Source organism: Vibrio salilacus, assembly GCF_002811245.1.
Classification (GTDB): Bacteria; Pseudomonadota; Gammaproteobacteria; order Enterobacterales; family Vibrionaceae; genus Vibrio; species Vibrio salilacus.
The window spans coordinates 1-20,993 of the sequence record NZ_NIVQ01000014.1; the positions used below are offsets into that span (position 1 = coordinate 1).

The following is a 20,993-nucleotide window of genomic DNA, read 5'->3' on the forward strand; positions in this document are numbered from 1 at the left end:
CCTACGTTTTTGAAATCAAAGCCCTGCGCAGTTATATGCCCATGATTGTGGATACGGACAAGTTTAGTTTGGTTAACAGTTATACCTTTGCGTTATTGTCGCAATTAGCTTACGCCAATAAAGAATATGGTGATGCAAGAAACGAAAAGGTGCCGCAAGGTGGGCATGATGCTGTTTTAAAATCACTTGGAGAGAAGAAGCGTCCAATGTATTCAGCGGATAGTGAAGTCACTTGGTTGCTGGACGAAATACCCTACTCGCAAGCATTGAAAGGGGAGTTTTACCGAGATGACACCATTGGCTCTGAAGGCTATATCTTCAGTAATGATGATATCGCTATTATCGGTGTCAGAGGGACAGAAACGTACTTTTATAATGATGATGCATTTCAGCTCTCTAGTAACAAAGAAGCTGCTTTAATGGCTGAGGTGAGTTCCAGGTTACCGATATTGAAAGTGACTGAGGTCATGGATGGGGTACTTGCGGCAGTTGGTTCGCCGGGATATCAAGATGTGGCTACTGACATTAATGCATCTCAAGTTGCACCACCAGAATTTGGGGGAACGTATGTCCATCAGGGTTTCTATCAATATGCGGTTGGACTGTGGAAACCAATTGATGACTCTATACTAAAAAACCATGAAGGAAAAAAGATTTATATTTGTGGCCATAGCCTAGGAGGTGCCGGTGCTATACTACTGAGTAGCCTAATTCAGGATACCTATTCACCCTCAACATTGCGTCTCTATACCTACGGAATGCCGCGAACTGGTACACACAGTTTTGTTCGTCGTTATAGCTCACTTTTACACTTCCGGCATGTAAACAATCACGATCTTGTTCCTCAACTTCCAATGCGCTGGATGAACACCAACTCCGATAACAAATGTGAGTCATCATTGTTATGGAAATATTTGTCGCCGACCTTACTGTACCTTTGGGACTCTCTTAAAGAGAGAACGATGGATTGTGATGAGGATAATTATCAACACCATGGCGACCTTATTCAGTTGTTAACCTATAGCCAAACTAAACATCGCCCTGACGAAGTAAAACAAGTCATGTTAACGGAAAAACAGACGCACATCACCAGCTTGACACTAGCATCTAACAAAACAGAAGACTCTAATCGTTTAGCTAAAACATTAAACAACGATCATATTGATATTAATGGCTACGTTGATACCTTCAAGAACTCCGGATTGGATCATATGCTAGGTGAATACATTCCAAACCTGAAACAGCAACTCGCTTTGATGCTTGATAATACCATGACGGAGAATTATCAATCAGCTCAGCATATAATCCACCAGACAGAAGCAAAATTACTGAAAGCTCACCGTGCACTCAAAGAGGATGAAATGAACGCTTTAGTCATGCACGCCATATCAAGAAAAGATCCTGCGGCGCATGCACGGCGAGAGCATGAACGTACACAAGCATTATTTGTGATCAGACAAGAGCTGAAATTGACAGAAAAAATTACATTGAATGTGCAAAGGGTAAGAAAAGAGCTTGATGCTTTAGTTAAAACTCCGGAATTATTACCTAATAAAGAGTTACTATTTGGCGATCAAAGCATAGATATACGAACGGTGGAGGAGCAATTGCAATGAGCATCAAAGAGCGAACATTATCGATTGTGCTTCTCATCATTACAGTAATTCTGTTTGTGTATTATTTGAGGCCATCGGAGCGAATATGGGGGGCGGGTGAAGAGCCATATATGGTGATTGCTGGCAAAAAGCCATCAGATGCTAAGATTAGTGTTCAGGTTAACTATTTTGGACGAGGAGAAAGTTGTTCGGGATGGTCATGGAATGCAGGTAGTGGGAAGGTAAGTACAGGGAATTATAATGAACATTTTACTATCGAGCACAATTTCTCAGAAGATGAAAGCTTTTATGAACTAAGGATCCCTTATCAGCCCAGACAGCCGGAGACAAACTGCATTACTCATTTATCAAATATGGAAGTGAAGTTAACTAATGCTTTCGATACAGTAGGGTTTGCAAATTTACGTATCAATAAAGCGGGCACCGATTATTATAACAAACCGTTAGAGTTAACTTCAAAGATTGAAGCAAGAAAGTGTGAGCCTTTTTATTCTCCAAAATATGACAGATGGACGAATGGTTTTGGTTGCTTCTATTACGTTAATGGTGAAAAGAAATCCCAAGACCAGGAGTTTAATGCAGAAACTGTTTACTTCGATTTCTCTCAATTTAATAGTGATACGGTGATTCACTACGATATTGTAGCTGGTGATGACTATCGTAGTACCCCGCTAGATCCGCAAACAGGGAAGTAAAAGCTAGATAAGGCTCAGGCATGATCTTTCACTTTTTCGTGCCTGAGTTGAGTTTTTCAATATCTTAGATAATCCACAATATACTAATTTAGCAAAATAAATGACTCATTCTGTCCAAATATGCTTTAGGACACTTAGGTTCGCTCAAATACCGTAGGGCCCAATACAAAGAAGCCACTCAATCGAGTGGCTTCTTTGGCTTCAAGCGTATGTTTAAGCGTTCTGCTTTTGCATTTCTACTTGTTGCTCTTCTTCTTCAACCATTGCATCAACAATCACGGCACATGCAGCGTCACCTGTGATGTTTAGTGCGGTACGAATCATATCGAAGATGCGGTCAAGAGCAAACAGAAGCGGTAGACCTTCAATTGGAATGCCTGCGGCAAGCAGTACGGCAACCACTAAGAAAGACGGACCAGGAACGCCAGCTTGACCAACTGCACCTAACGTTGAAGTAATGATGATGGCGATGTAGGCGCCCATACCAAGATCAATGTTAAATAGCTGAGCAAAGAAGATAGCCACTAAGCCGTAGTAAATAGCGTTGCCTGACATGTTGATGGTCGCGCCAAGTGGCAGAACAAACGATGCTGTCGAGTTTCTCACTCCAAGTTCATGCTCAACGGTGTCCATCGTGACAGGCAGCGTTGCCATAGAAGAAGCCGTTGATAGTGCTACAGCTTGAGGTTTTTTCATCGCGGTTAGGAACTTCTTTGCCGAAGTTTTGGTGAAGATGTGTACCATCAATGGGTAGACAACAAAGCCGAAGATAAGGATAGCGGCAACGTAAACCACAAACAATTTGAATACCACCATCAGGGCACCAAAACCGAAGGTGCCGACCGCTTCTGCCATTAGACCGAAGACACCGATAGGAGCAATCACCATTACTTTGTTGATCATCCACACCATCGCATCAACAATACAGTTTACGCCATTGATGATAGGTTCACGACGCTCTTTGGCCTGCTTTGAAATCGCGATACCAAAGAACATACAGAATACCAAAATCTGGAGGATGTTAGCTTCATTGAGTGACTGGAAAACGTTGGTTGGGATCATACCTGTGACGGTAGCCCAGAAAGTAGGTAGTTCACCTTTTGAAGCGTACTCTGCAGAGAACATGCCTTCAACGCCAGAAACGTCAATGCCCATGCCTGGTTGGAATACTTCGCCCATCAGTAATGCTAACGAAACGGCAAGTGCAGATGTAAGGCCAAAATAAGCTAAGGTAGTTAGACCAACTTTACCTGCAGATTGGCTGTTTCCTAGACCAGCTGCACCAGAAATAAGGGCGACTGCTACCAAAGGAATAACCAGCATTTTAATCAAGCTGATAAAGATAGCACCTAACGGAGCGAATAGGATCGCGTCGTTACCCATCATGGCACCCACGGCAGTACCAACGATCATTGCAATGACGACTTGCACACCAATGTTGCTTAGTAAACTCTTATCTTTTAACACTTCCATAACCTCTGTGCTAATTAAATTTAAATTCCTGGAATTACACACCGTTAATCATATTTTATTTGGGTGATAATCCTGCTTCGCTTTGTACACTTAATTTTTACAATTGGCAATATCAGCAACAGGGTTATTGACTAAATAAGCACTGTTTATTGACGGGAGCTAATTTTTTGCACAATAGCAAACGATTGCTATTGATGCTGGTAATGATTCAGCGACATCTAATTAACGTTTCGGTGGTTATCGACAACAGAGAGAAAGGGCGGAAAATGTTAATAAAAAGATCAGCCTCATTAAGGGAATAAGAAGCTGATCTCATAGGTGGTTAGATGGTTAACACGTTACTTTTGTGTTGCAGCTTTCATTGCTGAAACAAAGCTCGCGAGCTTATTTAACATTTCTTGGGGTTGGTCGAGATTATTCTCGATGATTTTAACCACCGCAGAACCTGATATCGCGCCAGCAGCGCCGGCTTGCAACGCTTGTTTCACTTGCTCTGGTTCTGAGATGCCAAAGCCTAGTAGGGCTGGTGGGGCATCAAATCGATTAAGGTTGTCTATCATATCGGCGACGGGCATATTCGCCTTTGTTTCGGCACCTGTGACACCTGCGCGCGAGAGTAAGTAAGTATAGCCTCCACCAAGTTGGGCAACCGACTGCAAAGTGGCATCTGAGGCAGTGGGTGGCGCAATAAAGATCGGTTGAATGCCATGATGTTTGGCCGCAATAACGAACTCTTCACTTTCATTCGTTGGGACATCTGCGATCAAAACAGAATCGACCCCGGCATCAGCGCAGCGCTGATAGAAATTATCGATGCCGCGCGAGTAGACCAAATTAGCGTACATCAACAAACCGATTGGTAACTCTGGGTATTGCTGACGGATTTTGCTGATCGCATCAAAGCATATCTCTGGTGTGGTTGCCGACTCTAACGCGCGGATGTTCGCCCCTTGAATGGTTGGGCCATCGGCCAAGGGATCCGAAAAAGGAATGCCTAATTCCAGTGCGTCAGCACCTGCTTCAACTAAGGTTTGCATAATGTTGAGCGAGTGCTCTGGCGTTGGGTCACCAACCGTTACGAACGGGACAAAAGCGCCTTGGTTTTTTTCGCCAAGACGGGCGAACATAGCTTCATAGCGGTTCATTAGATCGCTCCTTTTTGTTCAAGAATGTCATGCACAGTGAAGATATCTTTGTCACCACGACCAGATAGGTTAACCACCAGTAATTGTTCTTTGTTTGGGTTCTCACGAGCCATACGCAGTGCATGTGCGAGTGCATGCGAAGATTCGAGCGCAGCAATGATCCCCTCACTACGTGCGATTTCTTGGAATGCTTCGAGTGCCTCGTCATCGGTGACATTGTCATACTCAGCACGGCCGATAGCGTGGAGGTGAGCGTGTTGCGGCCCGACCGATGGGAAGTCAAGACCTGCAGAAACAGAATACGACTCTTCAACTTGGCCATTTGCATCTTGCATTAACGGCGCTTTCATACCGAAGAAGATGCCTGTTTTTCCGTGTTTAAGCGGCGCACCGTGTTGGTCCGTGTCAATGCCTTTACCTGCTGGCTCAACGCCAATAAGGCGAACGTTTGGCTCTTCGATAAAGTCTGCAAAGATGCCAATCGCGTTTGATCCGCCGCCAACACAAGCAATCACCGCATCGGGTAAACGACCTTCGCGGGCGAGGATTTGATTTTTGGTCTCTTCACCAATAATGCGCTGGAATTCACGCACTATGGTTGGGAACGGGTGTGGACCGGCGGCAGTGCCTAATAGATAGTGCGCTTTCTCGTAGCTACCAGACCAATCGCGCAGTGCTTCATTACAGGCATCTTTTAATGTGGCTGAACCCGAGTGAACCGGGATAACCTCGGCGCCCATCAGCTTCATGCGAAATACATTAGGATTTTGACGCGCAACATCTTTTGCACCCATGTAAACGCGACATTTGAGGCCAAGCAGAGCACAAGCCAAAGCGGTCGCAACACCATGTTGCCCTGCGCCAGTTTCAGCGATGATTTCATCCTTGCCCATACGTTTAGCGAGCAATGCTTGACCGAGTACTTGGTTGGTTTTGTGCGCACCGCCATGCAGCAAGTCTTCACGCTTTAAATAGAGTTTAGTTTTGGTTCCCTTAGTGAGGTTACGAGTCAAAGTCAATGCAGTAGGACGGCCGGCGTACTCTTGCAACAGTGACATAAACTCACTGCGAAACTCAGGGTCGTCTTGGGCATCAATGAATGCTTGCTCAAGTTGATCTAGCGCTGGAACCAGAATTTGCGGTACGAATTGACCGCCGTATTCGCCGAAATAGGCGTCGAGTTTTGCCATGATGTTGTTCCTTTAATTTGAGTCAGCGCAACCATGCCACGCCGATGAAATTGGTTAATAGTTTCTGATTGCCATAAACGCTTGGGCGAGTTTGTCGGCATCTTTTTTACCTGGCGAGCTCTCTACGCCAGAATTGAAGTCAAGACCCAAACAGCCTTGTTGAGCCGCTTTTTGTGCATTGAATGGGGTAATGCCTCCTGCCAGCATAACTTTTGAACGATCGCCAATTAATGACCAATCAAAGACTAACCCAGTACCGCCAACCTGAGAGCCGACTTTGGTATCCAACAGATGGCGGTCAATGTGTTCGGTAATCAGGGTAGGCATCGATTCACCCACGCCGGTTGCTTTCCAAATTTCAATGGTTGGTGAAAGCTGATCTCTCAGCTGCGCAATGAAGGCTTGATCTTCATCACCATGCAATTGAACCGCCGCTAGACCAAGTTGACTAGCGGTTGCGGTAATCTCGTCGATAGTGTGGTTACGAAAAACCCCGACGTATTTCAGTTGTGCGCCGCTCATTATGATGCGAGCGGCTTCAACCTCAATAAAACGTGGCGATTTCTCGACAAAGATTAGACCACCGAAGACCGCACCTGATTGATAGGCTTTGGCTGCGTCATCAGGGTGAGTAAGGCCACAGACTTTGTTTTCACCTAAGATCACCTTACGTACCGCCAGCTCGAGATTCTCTTCGGCCATCAGTGAGCTGCCGATGAGAAAACCATCAGCAAAGTCGGCTAACTCGCGAACTTGTTGGTGGGTATAAATACCAGACTCGGAAATCACAATCGCCTCAGGGGCAAGCTGTCTAACCAGAGGCGCGAGTTGTTTTGTTCGGTCTAAATCGGTGGATAAGTCACGTAAGTTACGGTTATTGATACCGATGACTTTTGCTTCTAGTTTGACAGCGCGATGCAGCTCATCTTCATTGCTAACTTCAGTCAGTACGCCCATCTTTAATGAGTGCGCCACCTCAGACAGTTGTTGGTACTCTTCATCACTTAGCACGGAAAGCATCAATAAAATAGCATCTGCGCCGTAGTGGCGTGCCAAGTAGACTTGGTAGTTATCGACCATAAAGTCTTTACATAAAATTGGCTGTTTGGTTTGTTTTTTTATCTGCGGCAGAAAGTCGAAATTGCCTTGAAAGTATTTTTCGTCGGTCAATACCGAAATAGCGTCAGCATGATGATTGTAAACGGAAGCGATGTAATCCAAGTCAAAATCTTCACGAATCAATCCTTTAGAAGGAGACGCTTTTTTGCATTCGGTAATAAAAACGGTGTCACTTTGACTTAGTGCTTGATAAAAACCGCGATCAGACGCTTCAAGCGAGTCTTTAAATGAGGTGAGGGGTTGTGACTGCTTTCGTAGTGCTACCCATTGATATTTATCAGCTACTATCTTAGCCAGTACCTCAGCCATTTTCGCCTCTTGTCGCGAAACGTGCTCAGAGAGCTTGTCTTTAACCTCAGTCATGTTGTTGATTACCTTCTCTTGAGTAACTTAGGCATGCGCCGCAAGCTGAGTGACCAGCTGGTAGGCTTTGCCTGAATTCATTGCGTCAATCGCTTGTTGAGTATTGGCCTTAAGATCTTCATGGCCAAACAAGCGCATTAATAATGCGACATTAACCGCAACCGCACCAAGCTGCGCCTCGGTTCCTTTACCGGTTAAAATATTGGTGATAATCGCTTTGTTCTGTTGTGGATCACCACCTTTAATCGCCTCAAGTGGGTGGCGATTAACGCCAAAATCTTCTGGCGTTAACGTATATTCGACGATCTTACCGTGATTAATTTCAGCGACCAGTGTCTCACCGTGAATGGCGACTTCATCAAGACCGCTGCCATGCACCACTGCCGCGCGCTTCATCCCCATCTGTAACATGGTTTCAGCGATAGGGCGAACCAGCGCTTTGCTGTAAACGCCCATTAATTCAATATTGGGTCGAGCTGGGTTAATCAGGGGGCCAAGAATGTTAAAAATGGTGCGTGTTTTCATGCTTTGGCGAACTGGCATCGCGTGTTTGACGCCAAGGTGATATTGAGGCGCGAACAAAAACGCCACCCCTAACGTGTCGACAGCAGAGCGGGTATCTTCCGCGCTCATCGCTAAATTGATGCCAAATGAGTCAAGCAGATCTGAGCTGCCAGATTTACTAGAGACGCTGCGATTGCCGTGTTTCGCTACCTTTAATCCACAAGCGGCAGCGACAAACGCAGCCGTAGTGGAAATGTTAATGGTATCGTGACCATCGCCACCAGTACCGACAATGTCGGCAAAATCATAATCGGGACGTGGGAATGGTTTGGCGTTTGCCAGTAGTGCTTTGGCCGCACCTGCTATCTCATCCGGTGTTTCACCTTTGATTTTTAGCGCGGTTAGGGCCGATGCCATTAACATCGGATCGAGTTCGCCACGGATGATTGAGTCAAAAAGCTGTTGGCTCTCTTGTTGAGTAAGTGACACCTGGTCGTAGAGTTTATTAATGATCGCTTCCATGTCACTTATCCTTGCTGTTGATGGTTGGCAACGGCCCACTCAATCGCATTCGCGAGTAAGGTTGCGCCGTGGGTGGTCATAATGGATTCTGGGTGAAATTGAAAACCACACACTTTGTCTTGTTCTTGTACTACAGACATCACTAAACCATCAACCTCTGCGGTAACGGTCAATGCTTCGGGCACGTGAGTGGCAACTAAAGAGTGATAACGTGCGATCGCAAGCGGGGAAGGTAAATTTGCATAGGTCGGATGTTGCTGATGCGCCATCATGGAGACTTTACCGTGAATGATTTCGCCTGCGCCTGCAACGACACCACCATAGGCTTCGACGATCGCTTGATGACCAAGACAGATACCAATCATTGGCACTTGACCGCGTAACAGTTGAATCACCTCTGGCATAGAGCCTGCGTCTGAAGGAGCGCCTGGGCCGGGCGAGAGTAACACTACGGGATTGTCGAGTTCAGTCACGGCCGTAACAATCTTTTGCGCCGCGATATTGTTGCGATAAATGGTGACTTGATGGCCGAGTGAACGAAACTGATCAACGAGGTTGTAGGTAAATGAATCGAAATTGTCGATAAAAATGATATTCGCCATCTCTGCATTACTCCTTATGTGCGTTTTGGATAGCAGAGATTACTGCTTGCGCTTTGCCGCGGGTTTCGTCGGCTTCTGCTTGAGGATCTGAGTCAAACACCACTCCAGCGCCCGCCTGAACTTGGGCCACACCATTTTCAACGTATGCCGAGCGAATGACGATACAGGTATCGAGTGTCCCTTCACCAGTAAGGTAACCCACAGCACCGCCATAACTGCCTCGGCGGGTGCCTTCCACATTACGAATAAGCTGCATGGCGCGAATTTTCGGTGCCCCGGTCAGTGTGCCCATGTTCATACATGCCTGATAAGCATGCAGGGCATCAAGGTCGTCACGCAGTTGACCGACGACGCGCGAAACAAGATGCATCACATGGCTGTAACGGTCGACTTTAAGCAGATCAGCAACGTGTCGAGTTCCTGCTAGAGAAATGCGCGCCACATCATTACGTGCTAAATCAACCAACATCATATGCTCTGCGTTTTCTTTTTTATCGGTGCGTAATTCAAGTTCGATACGGCTATCAAGATCAAAATCGAGTGTTCCGTCAGGACGTTTTCCACGGTGGCGAGTCCCGGCAATTGGATAGATTTCGACTTGGTTGGTACCAGTTTCGTATTTGAGCGCACTTTCAGGTGATGCACCAAATAGGGTAAAGAGTTCATCTTGCATGTAGAACATATACGGACTGGGATTGCTCTGCTTAAGTTCTCTATAAGCCGCGAGCGGCGATGGACAAGGAAGCGTGAAGCGGCGTGATGGTACTACTTGGAATACATCACCGTTAACAACATATTGCTTTAAATCACGCACGATTTGACAGAAGTCTTGATCAGAAATGCTTGGCTGCACATCAAGGTGATTAACTGGGTGTGCTTTAGGCACGGGCTTTAGTGCGGCACATTGTTGGCGGATATCGTCGATTCTTGCTTGCAGCGCTGGTTTTTGTGAGTCATCGACGAACAAGCTTGCTTGCACATCGCAAGATTGAGTCTGATGGTCAATGACCAGCAGTGTTTCAGCAACGTAATAAACGTAATCAGGGCATTGATTATTGGTTTTGGCAGCCCCTAAAGGCTCGAAGTTTGCCACAAGATCGTAGGCGAACAGTCCGCCGATGAAGATGGCATGCTTATGCAGGTTGGTAATGTCGAAACTATGTTGAATCAGGCGCAAGGCATCAAATGAAGAGGCTTCACGTAGTCGAGAATCTTCATCCAATAAGTCAGACGGCGCTTCAAAGCTAAGGGTTAGCTCAGTACCGTTAAACTGGTGCTGAATATCGTCATGAATATTCATTGCAATATGGGCCAATAGATTGCGGCCATTGGCGGTCAGCGCCGTCATCGTCACCTGATGACCAAAACAAACAATTCGTACTGCTGAATCGACAATCAATAAACTTTTGAGATCTTGTTTAGAATCAATTTCAGCCGATTCCAATAACAAGCTATCGGTCTTACTTGCACATAAAGTGTGAAATAACTGCGTTGGGTCTTGCGCATAGGGAGCGTCAGTTCTTATCAGCTCAATATTAGCTAGCTTTCTGATTTCAATGGCCTTGTTCACAAGACCTCCTTATCGATATCGTTATTCTTCCTTTGTCACCATAGTCGCATAAAGCGTAGGTTGACCCAATCAAGATTTGGTCAAAACTGACCAATGTTTAAACACCTGAATGTGAGGAAGATTGCAAAACAAAAAAGCCCGCTTCTAGAGCGGGCTTTAAAACATGAATTCTTTAGATTAAAAGTACACGTTAGCCCACCAACAACGGGTCCAAGTACGCCACCAAGCAAGATCCGCCTGAATCCGTTGGTTAGGATTGGCAGCAACTTTTTCTTTATGCAGTTGGTTAATGTCTTGTAACATAGAGAGCCTTGAATTAAGTACTTTGTATTTGTGTACTAGTTAACTAGTGCAGGGGTAAAAAGTCAACAAAAAAATGAAACTATGAGAATTGATTTACACAGCCATACCACTGCCTCTGATGGTCGACTAGACGCCGAACAGCTTATTGACCGAGCTTTGAGCTTTGATCTCGATGTGTTGGCGATTACCGATCACGATACTGTTGATGCTCTCGGTGCCGCGCATCAATACATTCAAGATAAACAATTGCCCTTACAATTGATCGACGGCATTGAGATTTCGACCGTATGGCAAAATAAAGATATTCACATTGTTGGGTTGAACATTGATCGCCACAGCGAAGCGTTGCAAGCATTAATCACCAAGCAGCAACGTCACCGCGAGTCGAGAGCCGAGTTGATTGCCGAGCGGTTGCAAAAGGCAACCCGAGAAGGAGTCCTTGACGAAGTTAAAGTGATTGCGGGCAGTGCGCCGATCACACGAGCACACTTTGCCAAGTGGCTGGTCGATAATGGTTACGCTAAAACGATGCAACAGGTGTTCAAAAAGTATTTAACTCGCAATAATCCCGGTTACGTTCCACCGACTTGGTGCTCTATTGCCGATGCGGTTGAAGCAATTCATGCCGCGGGAGGTCTTGCTGTGTTAGCGCATCCTGGACGATATGATCTGACGGCAAAATGGTTGAAACGCTTATTAACCGCCTTCGCTGAAGCAGGAGGTGATGCGATGGAAGTGGCTCAACCTCAGCAAGGCCAACAAGAAAGACGCAACTTGGCTGATTATGCTATACAATACAAACTATTAGCCTCTCAAGGCAGTGACTTTCATTACCCGTCACCTTGGATGGAGCTAGGTAGAAATTTGTGGTTACCGAAAGGTGTTGAACCAGTATGGAAAGATTGGGGTATTGAGCCTTCTGCAACAGACTCCATCCCCGCAGATTAACTATAGAGTCGAGAGACTCGATAATGAGGAATGACAATGAGCCAGTTTTTTTACGTTCATCCAGAAAACCCCCAGGCTCGCTTGATCAATCAGGCTGTAGCAATCATTCGAAACGGTGGGGTGGTCGTTTATCCAACCGATTCAGGCTACGCTTTAGGTTGTCAGCTTGAAAATAAGCAAGCGCTTGAGCGTATTTGTCAAATTCGTCGTCTCGATGATAAGCACAATTTTACGCTGCTTTGCCGCGATTTGTCTGAGCTTTCTCTCTACGCACGAATCGACAATACCGCGTTCCGTTTGCTGAAAAACAATACGCCGGGACCGTACACTTTTATTTTTAAAGGGACCAAAGAGGTGCCACGTCGCCTAATGAACGCTAAGCGTAAAACGATTGGTATTCGTGTCCCTGATAACCGCATCGCCCTTGATTTACTCGAAGCATTGGGTGAGCCCTTAATGTCGACATCGTTGATATTGCCGGGAAACAGCGTGACAGAGTCAGACCCTGAAGAGATTCGCGATAAGCTTGAGCATGCAGTGGATTGTATTCTAAATGGTGGTCACTTGAGCGAGCAGCCAACCACTGTGGTTGATTTTAGTGATGGTGAGCCTGTTATTGCACGGATTGGCTCGGGTGATACTGCGCCTTTCGAATAATCGAAAGTACGTGATTTCCTCCACACTTTTTGCGATAATGTGCGGCCGCGATTTTGGGTCGCACTTGTTTATTCGACGTCTGAGAAGACGACACATAGGTAGATAAATGAACGAAAAACTACAGAAAGTATTAGCTCGAGCTGGACTTGGCTCTCGCCGCGAACTAGAAGCTTTGATTAAAGCGGGTCGTGTGAGTGTTAACGGTGTTGTGGCTAAGCTTGGTGAACGACTAGAAGATGAAAGCGCTGTAGTGCGTATCGATGGTCATATTGTTTCTGCTAAAGCGCAGGAAGAGGTGGTGTGTCGTGTGCTTGCCTACTACAAGCCGGAAGGTGAACTGTGTACTCGCCATGATCCGGAAGGTCGCCGTACTGTCTTTGACCGTTTGCCTAAAATCCGTGGTTCACGCTGGATTTCTGTGGGTCGTTTAGATGCCAATACCTCAGGTTTACTCTTGTTTACTACCGATGGTGAATTAGCCAACCGCTTAATGCATCCAAGTCGACAGGTAGAACGTGAGTATTTAGTTCGCGTGTTCGGTGAAGTGACCGAGCAGAAAGTGAAAAACCTTGTCCGTGGGGTTGAGCTAGAAGATGGTGTTGCCCGTTTTGAAGACGTGGTTTACGCTGGTGGTGAGGGTATGAACCACACTTTCTACGTCGCGATTAACGAAGGTCGTAACCGAGAGGTTCGTCGTCTTTGGGAATCTCAAGACACGACGGTAAGTCGTTTAAAGCGTGTTCGATACGGTGATATCTACCTCGACAAAAAACTGCCACGTGGCGGTTGGATGGAATTAGACCTGAAACAGGTTAACTACTTACGTGAGTTAGTTGAACTGCGTCCTGAGAAAGAGACGCTGCTTGATGAAAACAAAGCCAACACGTCTCGTAAACGTGAACGCTCTCGTAGTCAAAAAATTCGTCGTGCTGTTAAGCGTCACGAAGAACGAGTGAACAGCGGTGGTGGTCGTAGCAATAACCCATCTCGTCGTAAGCCAAAGAAAAGCGCAGGGCAGCAAAATGCTCGTAGCAATCAACGTTAATACATGATTAGCTCATAAAAATTATAAAAGCAGCGACTTAATTCGCTGCTTTTTTTATGCGAAAAATTGGTAAATGGTTAAATAATTGTAGAATATGATATGTTAATCAGAACAACCACAGGATTAATTGGTAACCTACGTATTGACGTCTCGAGCAAGGTAATGGATTGAAAACCGTTGAGCGGCGTTATAAGAGTTACCACATCTAATAGTAGTCTTCAGCAGGGATATGAGCTAAATGGCTTTGATCAAGAAAAATATTTGGTTAGCGTTTTACTTTATTATTGTGGTTTGGTCTGCGATCTCTGCCGCGGCTGCATATTTTTCTTATCAAGGCTCTTATCAAGATATCACACGCTCTCAAGTTAACCTGACAAAGCTAACCGCCAGTGCGTTTGATGCTTCATTAAATCAATATCGTACTATTCTCGATATTATTGGCTACGATTTAATTCGCTTTGATATCACCCAAGATATTGAGCATACTCGACAAATACTCGACTCAACGGTCAGCCTTGATGAGTCTATTTTGGCGGTAGAATTGTTTAATCTTGATGGCACTCTAGTGACTAGCTCGACCAGAGTATTAGCCAACCAAGCAATAAACCCACTTTTTCGCCCTCAAACTCGTGATAGTTTTCAGCAGACCCTAAAAACGGATCAGACCGTGATAGGACGCACTTATTTAAAGCCCAGCCTGGGCGAGCTAATTATTCCGTTTCGAAAACAGATGCATGACAACAATGGTCAACCGCTGTTTGTGATTTCAATTTCGGTATCACTCGAAAAAGGTTTTGACTATTTCTATGCTTACAGAGCGCAACAGGCCAATCAAGAGTTTGATATTTACCTCTACCGTGAACAAGACCGATATTACCAAATCGCTCCCAAGCACAAGATATATCAACCCAAGAGCTACCTCTATCAATTACGCCAGTCAGAAGTGGACCTGAGTGTTGCACGCTTAGAGCGAAAAAGTGGGCTTGATTATGATTACATCAAATTGAACCAAAATATTGTGGTTAACCAACTTGAAAATCACGCACGAGGAACGATTGGGGCGGCGACCTACATTGACCAATATCAGCTTTGGGTCGTAAGCGAAATGAACAAAAGCATGGTCATTGAGAGTTTCTTGTCGAAGCTGTCGATTATTATTGGCTTGTACATTATTGCGATCAGTGTGATGTTTTTTTTGTTCCGTAGTATTGCGCTTAGCGAACAACGCAAACAACAAGAACTAACCTATCAAGCCAATCACGATTATTTGACCGGAATAGCCAACCGTTTTTGCCTTGATCATTACTTGTCGAGCTTGAATAAGTTCCAAGACTTTAGCCTCATCCTAGTGAATGTTGATAGTTTTAAACTGGTCAATGATAATTTTGGTAATCAAGCGGGTGATGCGGTATTAACAAGTATTGCTAGACGCTTGCATGTTTTCATTAATGAACAACACCGATTATTTCGCTCCGGCGGGGATGAATTTACGGTTGTCACGCTCTTCACTGATCAAAAGGCTTTAACGACTTTGTGTGAAGGGATCCAGCAAGTATTCACACAGCCGTTTAGTTATCGTGATGCAGAAATTTCCCTTGATTGCAGCATGGGTGTTGCAACAAGAGAAGAGAGTGATTGGGATATTGAAGCGATCAAACGGAATGTCGGTCTGTCGATGCATTATGCCAAACAAGCTCGTCATGGATTGATGTTTTATCAAGCGAGTTTCCTCGAACATTACCTAGAAAGAAACCGTATTGAATTAGCGCTTAAGCAGGCGATTTCGCGTGGCGAGTTATCCATGGTCTATCAGCCCCAAATTAATGTTCATCGTCAACTAAAAGGGGTTGAAGCTTTAATTCGCTGGCATAGCCCTGAGCTTGGCTTTGTGCCGCCAGATAAATTTATTCATGTCGCAGAAAACTCTGGTTATATGCCGATTTTAGGTGATTTTATCTTAGATCAAACCTTAAATGATATGGCTGAGCTTAAAGCCAATACCGGCGCTAATATCGACGTCGCGATCAATGTCTCGGTTAAACAACTGCAAGACTATCGCTTTGTTGAAAACGTAAAAACTCAGCTTAATCACTACCATTTTGATCCACATAAGTTAATTCTTGAGGTGACAGAAAGTGTCTTTGCGGAAGACGTCGATACGTTGATTGTTTTACTCAATGCACTTAAAGAGCAAGCGATTCGTATTTCCCTTGATGATTTTGGCACCGGTTACTCGTCACTCAGCTTGTTGAAGAGCTTGCCTATTTCTGAAGTTAAAATCGATAAAAGTTTTGTTTCAGACATGCTCACTAGCGACAAGTCTTACTCTATGATGGCAGGAGTTCTGGATATGGCGCAGCGTTTAGGCATGGAAACGGTAGCCGAAGGCATCGAGTCTGCAGAGGAGGCAGCGGTGTTGCGCCAACTCGGTTGTGACGTCTTCCAAGGTTACTTTTTTGCTAAGCCGATGGATCTGGCTTCATTGCATGAGTTTGTGGTCAAGCAAGACGTTGCCTAGCGCTGACAACCTGAGTTGCCAGCCTAGAGGTTTAAAGGGTTTGAGTCAGTTGATAGTAGCGTCCTCGTTGTTCAACCAACGCTTGGTGACTGCCGTGTTCGACGATTTCTCCGTGTTCGATAAGGCAAATCGAATCCATCTTATCGAGATTGACCAAGCGGTGTGTGATAAAGACCACTGTCTTGCCGATAAAGTGCTGCTCAAATAGCGACATGATCTGCTGCTCTGTCTGTTTATCAAGCCCTTCAGTCGGTTCGTCTAATAGCAAGATCGGTGCGTTATGCAGTAAAGCACGCGCGATGCCAATCCGGCGTTTCTCCCCACCAGAAAGCTGTCGACCCCCATCGCCAAGCCAAGCATCAAGTCCCTGATCTAGCGTTAGTTTTTCGAGCCCGACTCGATTTAACACTTGAATGAGTTCGTTGTCATTGGCGTCGGGCTTTGCCATTAAGAGATTGTCGCGCAAAGTACCGTTGAGCACATCGACGCGCTGGCTGACGACACTGATCGCTTTTCGTAATTGGCTCTCGCTCCATTGTTGCAAAGGTTTTCCACCGATCTCAATCGTGCCTTGTTGTACATCCCAGTATCGGTTAAGTAGCTGAATCAAGGTAGATTTACCAGAGCCAGTTTGACCGACTATCGCAATACGATGCTGAGCAGGAATCGATAAGTCAACGTGTTTCAGCACTTGTGTTTGCGAGTCTGGGTAGTGGAATGAGACACCTTGGTAGGCAAGCGAAAATTCGCCGTTATGCGCAACATCTTGCTGGGTAAACTGAACCTCTGGCTCAGAGAGAATAATGTCGTTGAGGCGACGCGCAGAGGTTAGGGTTTGGCCAAGATGTTGAAATGCGCCTGCAATTGGCATCAGTAATTCAACACTCGCCATGGTCGCAAATGCGACTAATGCAATCATTGGGTCGGGCGTGTTGCCGCCAACGCCGTCGGCGGCGAGCCACAGCATAAGAACCAGAGTCCAGCCATTGGCTAGCAGCAGCAACGCTTGTGCTAAGCCTGAGAAATGGGCGTTAAAAAACTGATTCTTCAATAACTTTTCTTGTGTCGTTACGATGACATTGCGATAACGCTGCTCAGCGCCAAACAGAGTCAGTTCACTATAGCCTTGCAACCAGTCGAGTGTTGCGATGCGCAAATCGGCTTTGTGTTGGGTGAGCTCGCTGCCATTACGTTTACCTAGTTTATAAAACACCAGTGGCCAAGCCAGTAAAAGAGCAAAGAGGATGGCGCCCAGTATTAAACCAAGTTGGTTGTCAAACCAACACACTAAAGCCGATAGGGCCATAATGCCGAGTGTACCAACGACCATCGGACTAACCAGTCTGAGGTAGACATGATCCATTGCATCAATGTCGGCGACAAGTCGGTTAAGTAGATCCGCATCGCGTAGATTTGATATTCGGCCTGGAATAAGCGGTGCTAACTTGGAAAAAAAGAAAACTCGCAGGTCTGTCAGTAACTTAAACGTCGCATTGTGGCTAACGACACGTTCGCCCCATCGCCCAGCAGTGCGTCCCATAGCAAAGCCGCGGACAAAAGCACCAGGCAGCATGTAATTAAAAGTTTGCCTTGCAATGGTCAACCCAGCCACCGCAGCCGCTGACAAGAACCAGCCAGATAAGGTCAACAGTCCAATAGAAGCGGCGACCGTCAAAAACGCCAGCAGCATGCCGAGCGAAAGACCAAACCAATGTTTCTTATAAAGTTTAAGGTAGGGAAGGAGTTCACGCATCGAGATTTCCCTTTTCTGTCTGTTGAAGTGTCTGATTAGATTGCAACATCTGCCTGAATAAGCCGTCGTTATCGGCTAACTGTTGATAGTGACCGCTTTGAATGAGTTGTCCGTTTTGCATCACCAAAATTTGCTGCACATTCTGCAATGGAGTGAGCTGGTGGGTCACCATCAGTGTGGTTTTGCCGTTAATTTGTTTATCTAAGCCTTGCATCACCAGTTTTTCACTGCGAGCATCAAGACTTGCGGTCGGCTCATCCAATAGCCAGAACAACCCATCTTGAATCATTGCGCGAGCAAGGGCTAGCCGCTGTGCTTGACCAACAGACAACCCACCCGATCGATCAGAAATGTTGTAGTCTAAACCGTGTGCATCGACAAACTCCGAGGCAAAAGACTCATCTAACGCTGTGGCGATCTTTTGATCATTCACACCCTGCTTGCCGAGCGTAACATTGTCACGAATCGTGCCGTGCAGTAACAGTGGGTTTTGGCCAACCCAACTGATGTTTTTGCGCCAATCTGACAGTGAGAGTTCACGACGTTCAACGCCGTTAATCTTTAATGACCCTTTATAAGGTAAAAATCCAAGCAGGGCGTTGATAAGGCTAGTTTTTCCTGCGCCACTAGGACCAACCAACGCCGTAGTTTGACCATTGCTGATGTCGAAACTCATCGGCCCAAGTAGTTTCACGCCTTCGGGTGAGAACACCTCAAGTTCGCTCGCGGTGATGCTTACCCCTTGATTCACAGGTAAAAGGGTTTTTCCAGAGCGCACGGTTTCGACATCAGTGTCTAGAAACTCGACGATACTCTCTGCCGCTCCCACCGCTTGTTGCTTAGCATGATAAAACGTCCCAAGGTCGCGAAGTGGTTGATAGAACTCAGGTGCCAGTACAAGAATAAACAGTCCGGCAAAGAGGGTAACTCCTGCGCCATAATCACCAAAATTAAGCTCACCGATAAAAGCAAAACCGAAGTAAACCGCCGTTAATGCAATCGAAATAGAGGTAAAGAACTCAAGTACTGCAGAAGAAAGAAAGGCGATTTTAAGCACATCCATCGTGCGAGTGCGGAAGACTTCAGAAGCGCCGCGCATCATCTCAGTTTCTGCTTTGGTCCGGTCAAACAGACGAATGGTTGTCATGGATTGTAGGCGGTCATAAAAATGGCCTGACAAGCGCTGCAATGCTTTAAAGTTTTTACGGTTGGCGTCAGCGGCTTTCATGCCCACTAAGGCCATAAATAATGGTACTAGGGGCGCGGTCAGCAGAAAGATTAATCCTGCCGCCCAGTTCACCGGAAACACCACAATTAAAATAACGAACGGGATCAAAACCGCCAATGACATTTGTGGTAGGTAACGGGCAAAAAAGTCGTGCATGTCCTCAACTTGCTCAAGCAGCAGTGTTGCCCAAGCGCCAGCAGGTTTTCCTTTGATATAGGCAGGGCCAAGTTCATGCAGCTTATCGAGAATCAATTGCCGAATGTAAACACGAATCTGCTCACCACAGCGATAACCTGCGATTTCACGACCCCACGAACAAAGTGCTCGAACAGCAATGATAGCCGCGAGACCGACGAAATAAGGCACAAGTTGAGACTTATCAACATGTTCGATGATCAATTGGTGTAATAAGCTAGCCAGTAAAGCAGCTTGAGCTAAAAGGAAAAAGCTGGAAAGTACCCCAAGGCCAATAGCCGTCATAAGCCAGCGTTTGGCGAGCTTACTTTGCTGCTTGAGCCAATTGTTCAAGCTGCGTTGTTTCTTTTTATCCATCGTGAAGGCTTAATGATAATTATTATTACGAATTAGAGTGAGCCATTATACAAAAGAAAGCCCTAAGGGCATACCATAGGGCTGTAAGGATTTGAGCTAAAAATAGAAAATATTATTTAGCGTCTGCAAGTTCATCAAGGTAACGTTCTGCATCTAGCGCTGCCATACAACCGCTACCCGCAGAAGTGATGGCTTGACGGTAGTTGTGATCCATGACATCACCGGCCGCAAAAACACCAGCAACGCTGGTTTGAGTCGCGTTACCTTCAAGGCCGGATTGAACCAAAATATAGCCATCTTTCATTTCTAATTGTCCTGCAAAGATATCGGTATTTGGTTGGTGACCAATGGCGATGAATGCCCCCATAACATCAATCTGTTCGATAAGATCTGACTGGGTATCTTTGATGCGAACCCCAGTAACGCCCATCTCGTCACCGACAACTTCTTCAAGGGTGCGATCAGTGTGCAATACAATATTACCGCTTTCGACTTTGTCCATTAGGCGCTTGACCAGAATTTTTTCGGCACGGAAGCTATCACGTCGATGAATAAGGTGTACTTCCGATGCAATATTGGACAGATAAAGCGCTTCTTCTACCGCGGTATTACCGCCACCGACAACGGCAACTTTCTGGTTTCGATAGAAAAATCCATCACAGGTCGCGCAAGCAGAAACACCGCGGCCCTTAAATGCTTCTTCAGATTCTAGCCCCAAGTATTTTGCTGACGCACCCGTCGAGATTATCAACGCATCACAGGTATATTCACCGCTATCGCCTTTTAAGCGTAGAGGACGTTGGCTCAGATCGACTTCGTTAATATGATCGAACAGAATTTCGGTTTCGAAACGTTCAGCATGTTCTTTCATTCGTTCCATCAAAACCGGACCAGTTAAGCCCTCTGGATCGCCTGGCCAGTTCTCAACCTCAGTGGTAGTGGTTAGCTGACCGCCTTGTTGCATTCCGGTGACCAACACGGGTTTTAGGTTAGCTCGGGCTGCGTACACCGCTGCTGTGTATCCTGCAGGGCCAGAACCAAGAATTAAAAGGCTGCTATGTTTTACGACGCTCATTTGTGCTCCATTAGCGGTGACGCTTGCTGAATAATTTGTCTCGATTGTAGGGAATATATACGGCTTTTGAAAGAGTTAGCAAGGGAGAAAGCGGTAATAATTGGTTATAGGCTAG

At 45.8% G+C, this 20,993-nt stretch carries 17 protein-coding genes and 1 other annotated feature; of the genes, 6 read left to right on the forward strand and 11 right to left on the reverse strand.

Features of this window, described 5'->3' with window-relative positions; genetic code table 11:
* Both CDZ87_RS10840 and CDZ87_RS10845 read left to right on the forward strand, forming a co-directional pair.
* A partial coding sequence (locus CDZ87_RS10840; protein ID WP_100753565.1) for a lipase family protein occupies positions 1-1,616 on the forward strand: 1,616 nt, incomplete at its 5' end.
* The gene (locus CDZ87_RS10845; RefSeq protein WP_100753566.1) at positions 1,613-2,311 is read left to right on the forward strand and encodes a hypothetical protein; all 699 of its coding nucleotides are present in this window, start codon (positions 1,613-1,615) and stop codon (positions 2,309-2,311) included. The genes CDZ87_RS10840 and CDZ87_RS10845, both read left to right, overlap by 4 nt.
* Before the next feature lie 213 nt (positions 2,312-2,524).
* Here CDZ87_RS10845 and CDZ87_RS10850 read toward each other — a convergent pair whose 3' ends face one another.
* The 8 genes from CDZ87_RS10850 to trpL2 all read right to left on the reverse strand — a co-directional run bounded on the left by CDZ87_RS10850 (position 2,525) and on the right by trpL2 (position 11,102).
* Entirely contained in the window at positions 2,525-3,784 is a 1,260-nt protein-coding gene (locus CDZ87_RS10850) for a dicarboxylate/amino acid:cation symporter (protein WP_100753567.1), read from the reverse strand.
* Between the two features lie 338 nt (positions 3,785-4,122).
* A complete protein-coding gene (gene trpA, locus CDZ87_RS10855; protein ID WP_100753568.1) occupies positions 4,123-4,929 on the reverse strand; it encodes a tryptophan synthase subunit alpha in 807 nt (268 codons plus the stop codon).
* Positions 4,929-6,119, reverse strand: a complete 1,191-nt coding sequence (gene trpB / locus CDZ87_RS10860; protein ID WP_100753569.1) for a tryptophan synthase subunit beta — start codon at positions 6,117-6,119, stop codon at positions 4,929-4,931. The genes trpA and trpB overlap by 1 nt, the downstream gene beginning before the upstream one ends.
* Positions 6,120-6,173: 54 nt before the next feature.
* Positions 6,174-7,601 carry a bifunctional indole-3-glycerol-phosphate synthase TrpC/phosphoribosylanthranilate isomerase TrpF gene (trpCF, locus tag CDZ87_RS10865; RefSeq protein ID WP_100753570.1) on the reverse strand — a complete coding sequence of 476 codons (1,428 nt, stop codon included), beginning with the start codon at positions 7,599-7,601 and terminating at the stop codon, positions 6,174-6,176.
* A 27-nt stretch (positions 7,602-7,628) separates the two neighbouring features.
* Complete coding sequence (trpD, locus tag CDZ87_RS10870; protein WP_100753571.1) at positions 7,629-8,627, reverse strand: anthranilate phosphoribosyltransferase; 999 nt, start codon at positions 8,625-8,627, stop codon at positions 7,629-7,631.
* Positions 8,628-8,632: 5 nt separating this feature from the next.
* Positions 8,633-9,229 carry an aminodeoxychorismate/anthranilate synthase component II gene (locus CDZ87_RS10875; RefSeq protein ID WP_100753572.1) on the reverse strand — a complete coding sequence of 199 codons (597 nt, stop codon included), beginning with the start codon at positions 9,227-9,229 and terminating at the stop codon, positions 8,633-8,635.
* 7 nt (positions 9,230-9,236) lie between these two features.
* Positions 9,237-10,799 (reverse strand): anthranilate synthase component 1, encoded by a 1,563-nt coding sequence (locus CDZ87_RS10880; RefSeq protein ID WP_100753573.1) that lies wholly within the window; start codon positions 10,797-10,799, stop codon positions 9,237-9,239.
* A gap of 128 nt (positions 10,800-10,927) precedes the next feature.
* Positions 10,928-11,030, reverse strand: a sequence feature (Trp leader region).
* Positions 10,977-11,102, reverse strand: coding sequence for a tryptophan operon leader peptide (gene trpL2 / locus CDZ87_RS10885; protein ID WP_100753574.1), 126 nt, complete (start codon positions 11,100-11,102; stop codon positions 10,977-10,979). (Overlaps the previous feature by 54 nt.)
* A gap of 81 nt (positions 11,103-11,183) precedes the next feature.
* On the opposite strand from trpL2, the gene rnm reads away from it, so the two are divergent.
* The 4 genes from rnm to CDZ87_RS10905 all read left to right on the forward strand — a co-directional run bounded on the left by rnm (position 11,184) and on the right by CDZ87_RS10905 (position 16,270).
* Positions 11,184-12,050: an RNase RNM gene (gene rnm, locus CDZ87_RS10890; RefSeq protein WP_100753575.1), complete on the forward strand. Its 867-nt coding sequence runs from the start codon at positions 11,184-11,186 to the stop codon at positions 12,048-12,050.
* A 36-nt stretch (positions 12,051-12,086) separates the two neighbouring features.
* A complete protein-coding gene (locus CDZ87_RS10895) occupies positions 12,087-12,707 on the forward strand; it encodes an L-threonylcarbamoyladenylate synthase (RefSeq protein WP_100753576.1) in 621 nt (206 codons plus the stop codon).
* Positions 12,708-12,813: 106 nt separating this feature from the next.
* On the forward strand, positions 12,814-13,752 hold the full coding sequence (gene rluB / locus CDZ87_RS10900; protein WP_100753577.1) for a 23S rRNA pseudouridine(2605) synthase RluB: 939 nt from the start codon (positions 12,814-12,816) through the stop codon (positions 13,750-13,752).
* Positions 13,753-13,990: 238 nt separating this feature from the next.
* Positions 13,991-16,270: a bifunctional diguanylate cyclase/phosphodiesterase gene (locus CDZ87_RS10905; protein WP_100753578.1), complete on the forward strand. Its 2,280-nt coding sequence runs from the start codon at positions 13,991-13,993 to the stop codon at positions 16,268-16,270.
* 31 nt (positions 16,271-16,301) lie between these two features.
* Here CDZ87_RS10905 and cydC read toward each other — a convergent pair whose 3' ends face one another.
* The 3 genes from cydC to trxB form a co-directional block, all read right to left on the reverse strand.
* Positions 16,302-18,023 carry a heme ABC transporter ATP-binding protein/permease CydC gene (gene cydC, locus CDZ87_RS10910; protein WP_100753579.1) on the reverse strand — a complete coding sequence of 574 codons (1,722 nt, stop codon included), beginning with the start codon at positions 18,021-18,023 and terminating at the stop codon, positions 16,302-16,304.
* Positions 18,016-19,803, reverse strand: a complete 1,788-nt coding sequence (gene cydD, locus CDZ87_RS10915) for a heme ABC transporter permease/ATP-binding protein CydD (protein WP_100753580.1) — start codon at positions 19,801-19,803, stop codon at positions 18,016-18,018. Before cydD ends, cydC begins: the two co-directional genes overlap by 8 nt.
* Before the next feature lie 112 nt (positions 19,804-19,915).
* Positions 19,916-20,878, reverse strand: a complete 963-nt coding sequence (trxB, locus tag CDZ87_RS10920) for a thioredoxin-disulfide reductase (protein WP_100753581.1) — start codon at positions 20,876-20,878, stop codon at positions 19,916-19,918.
* Positions 20,879-20,993: the final 115 nt, after the last annotated feature.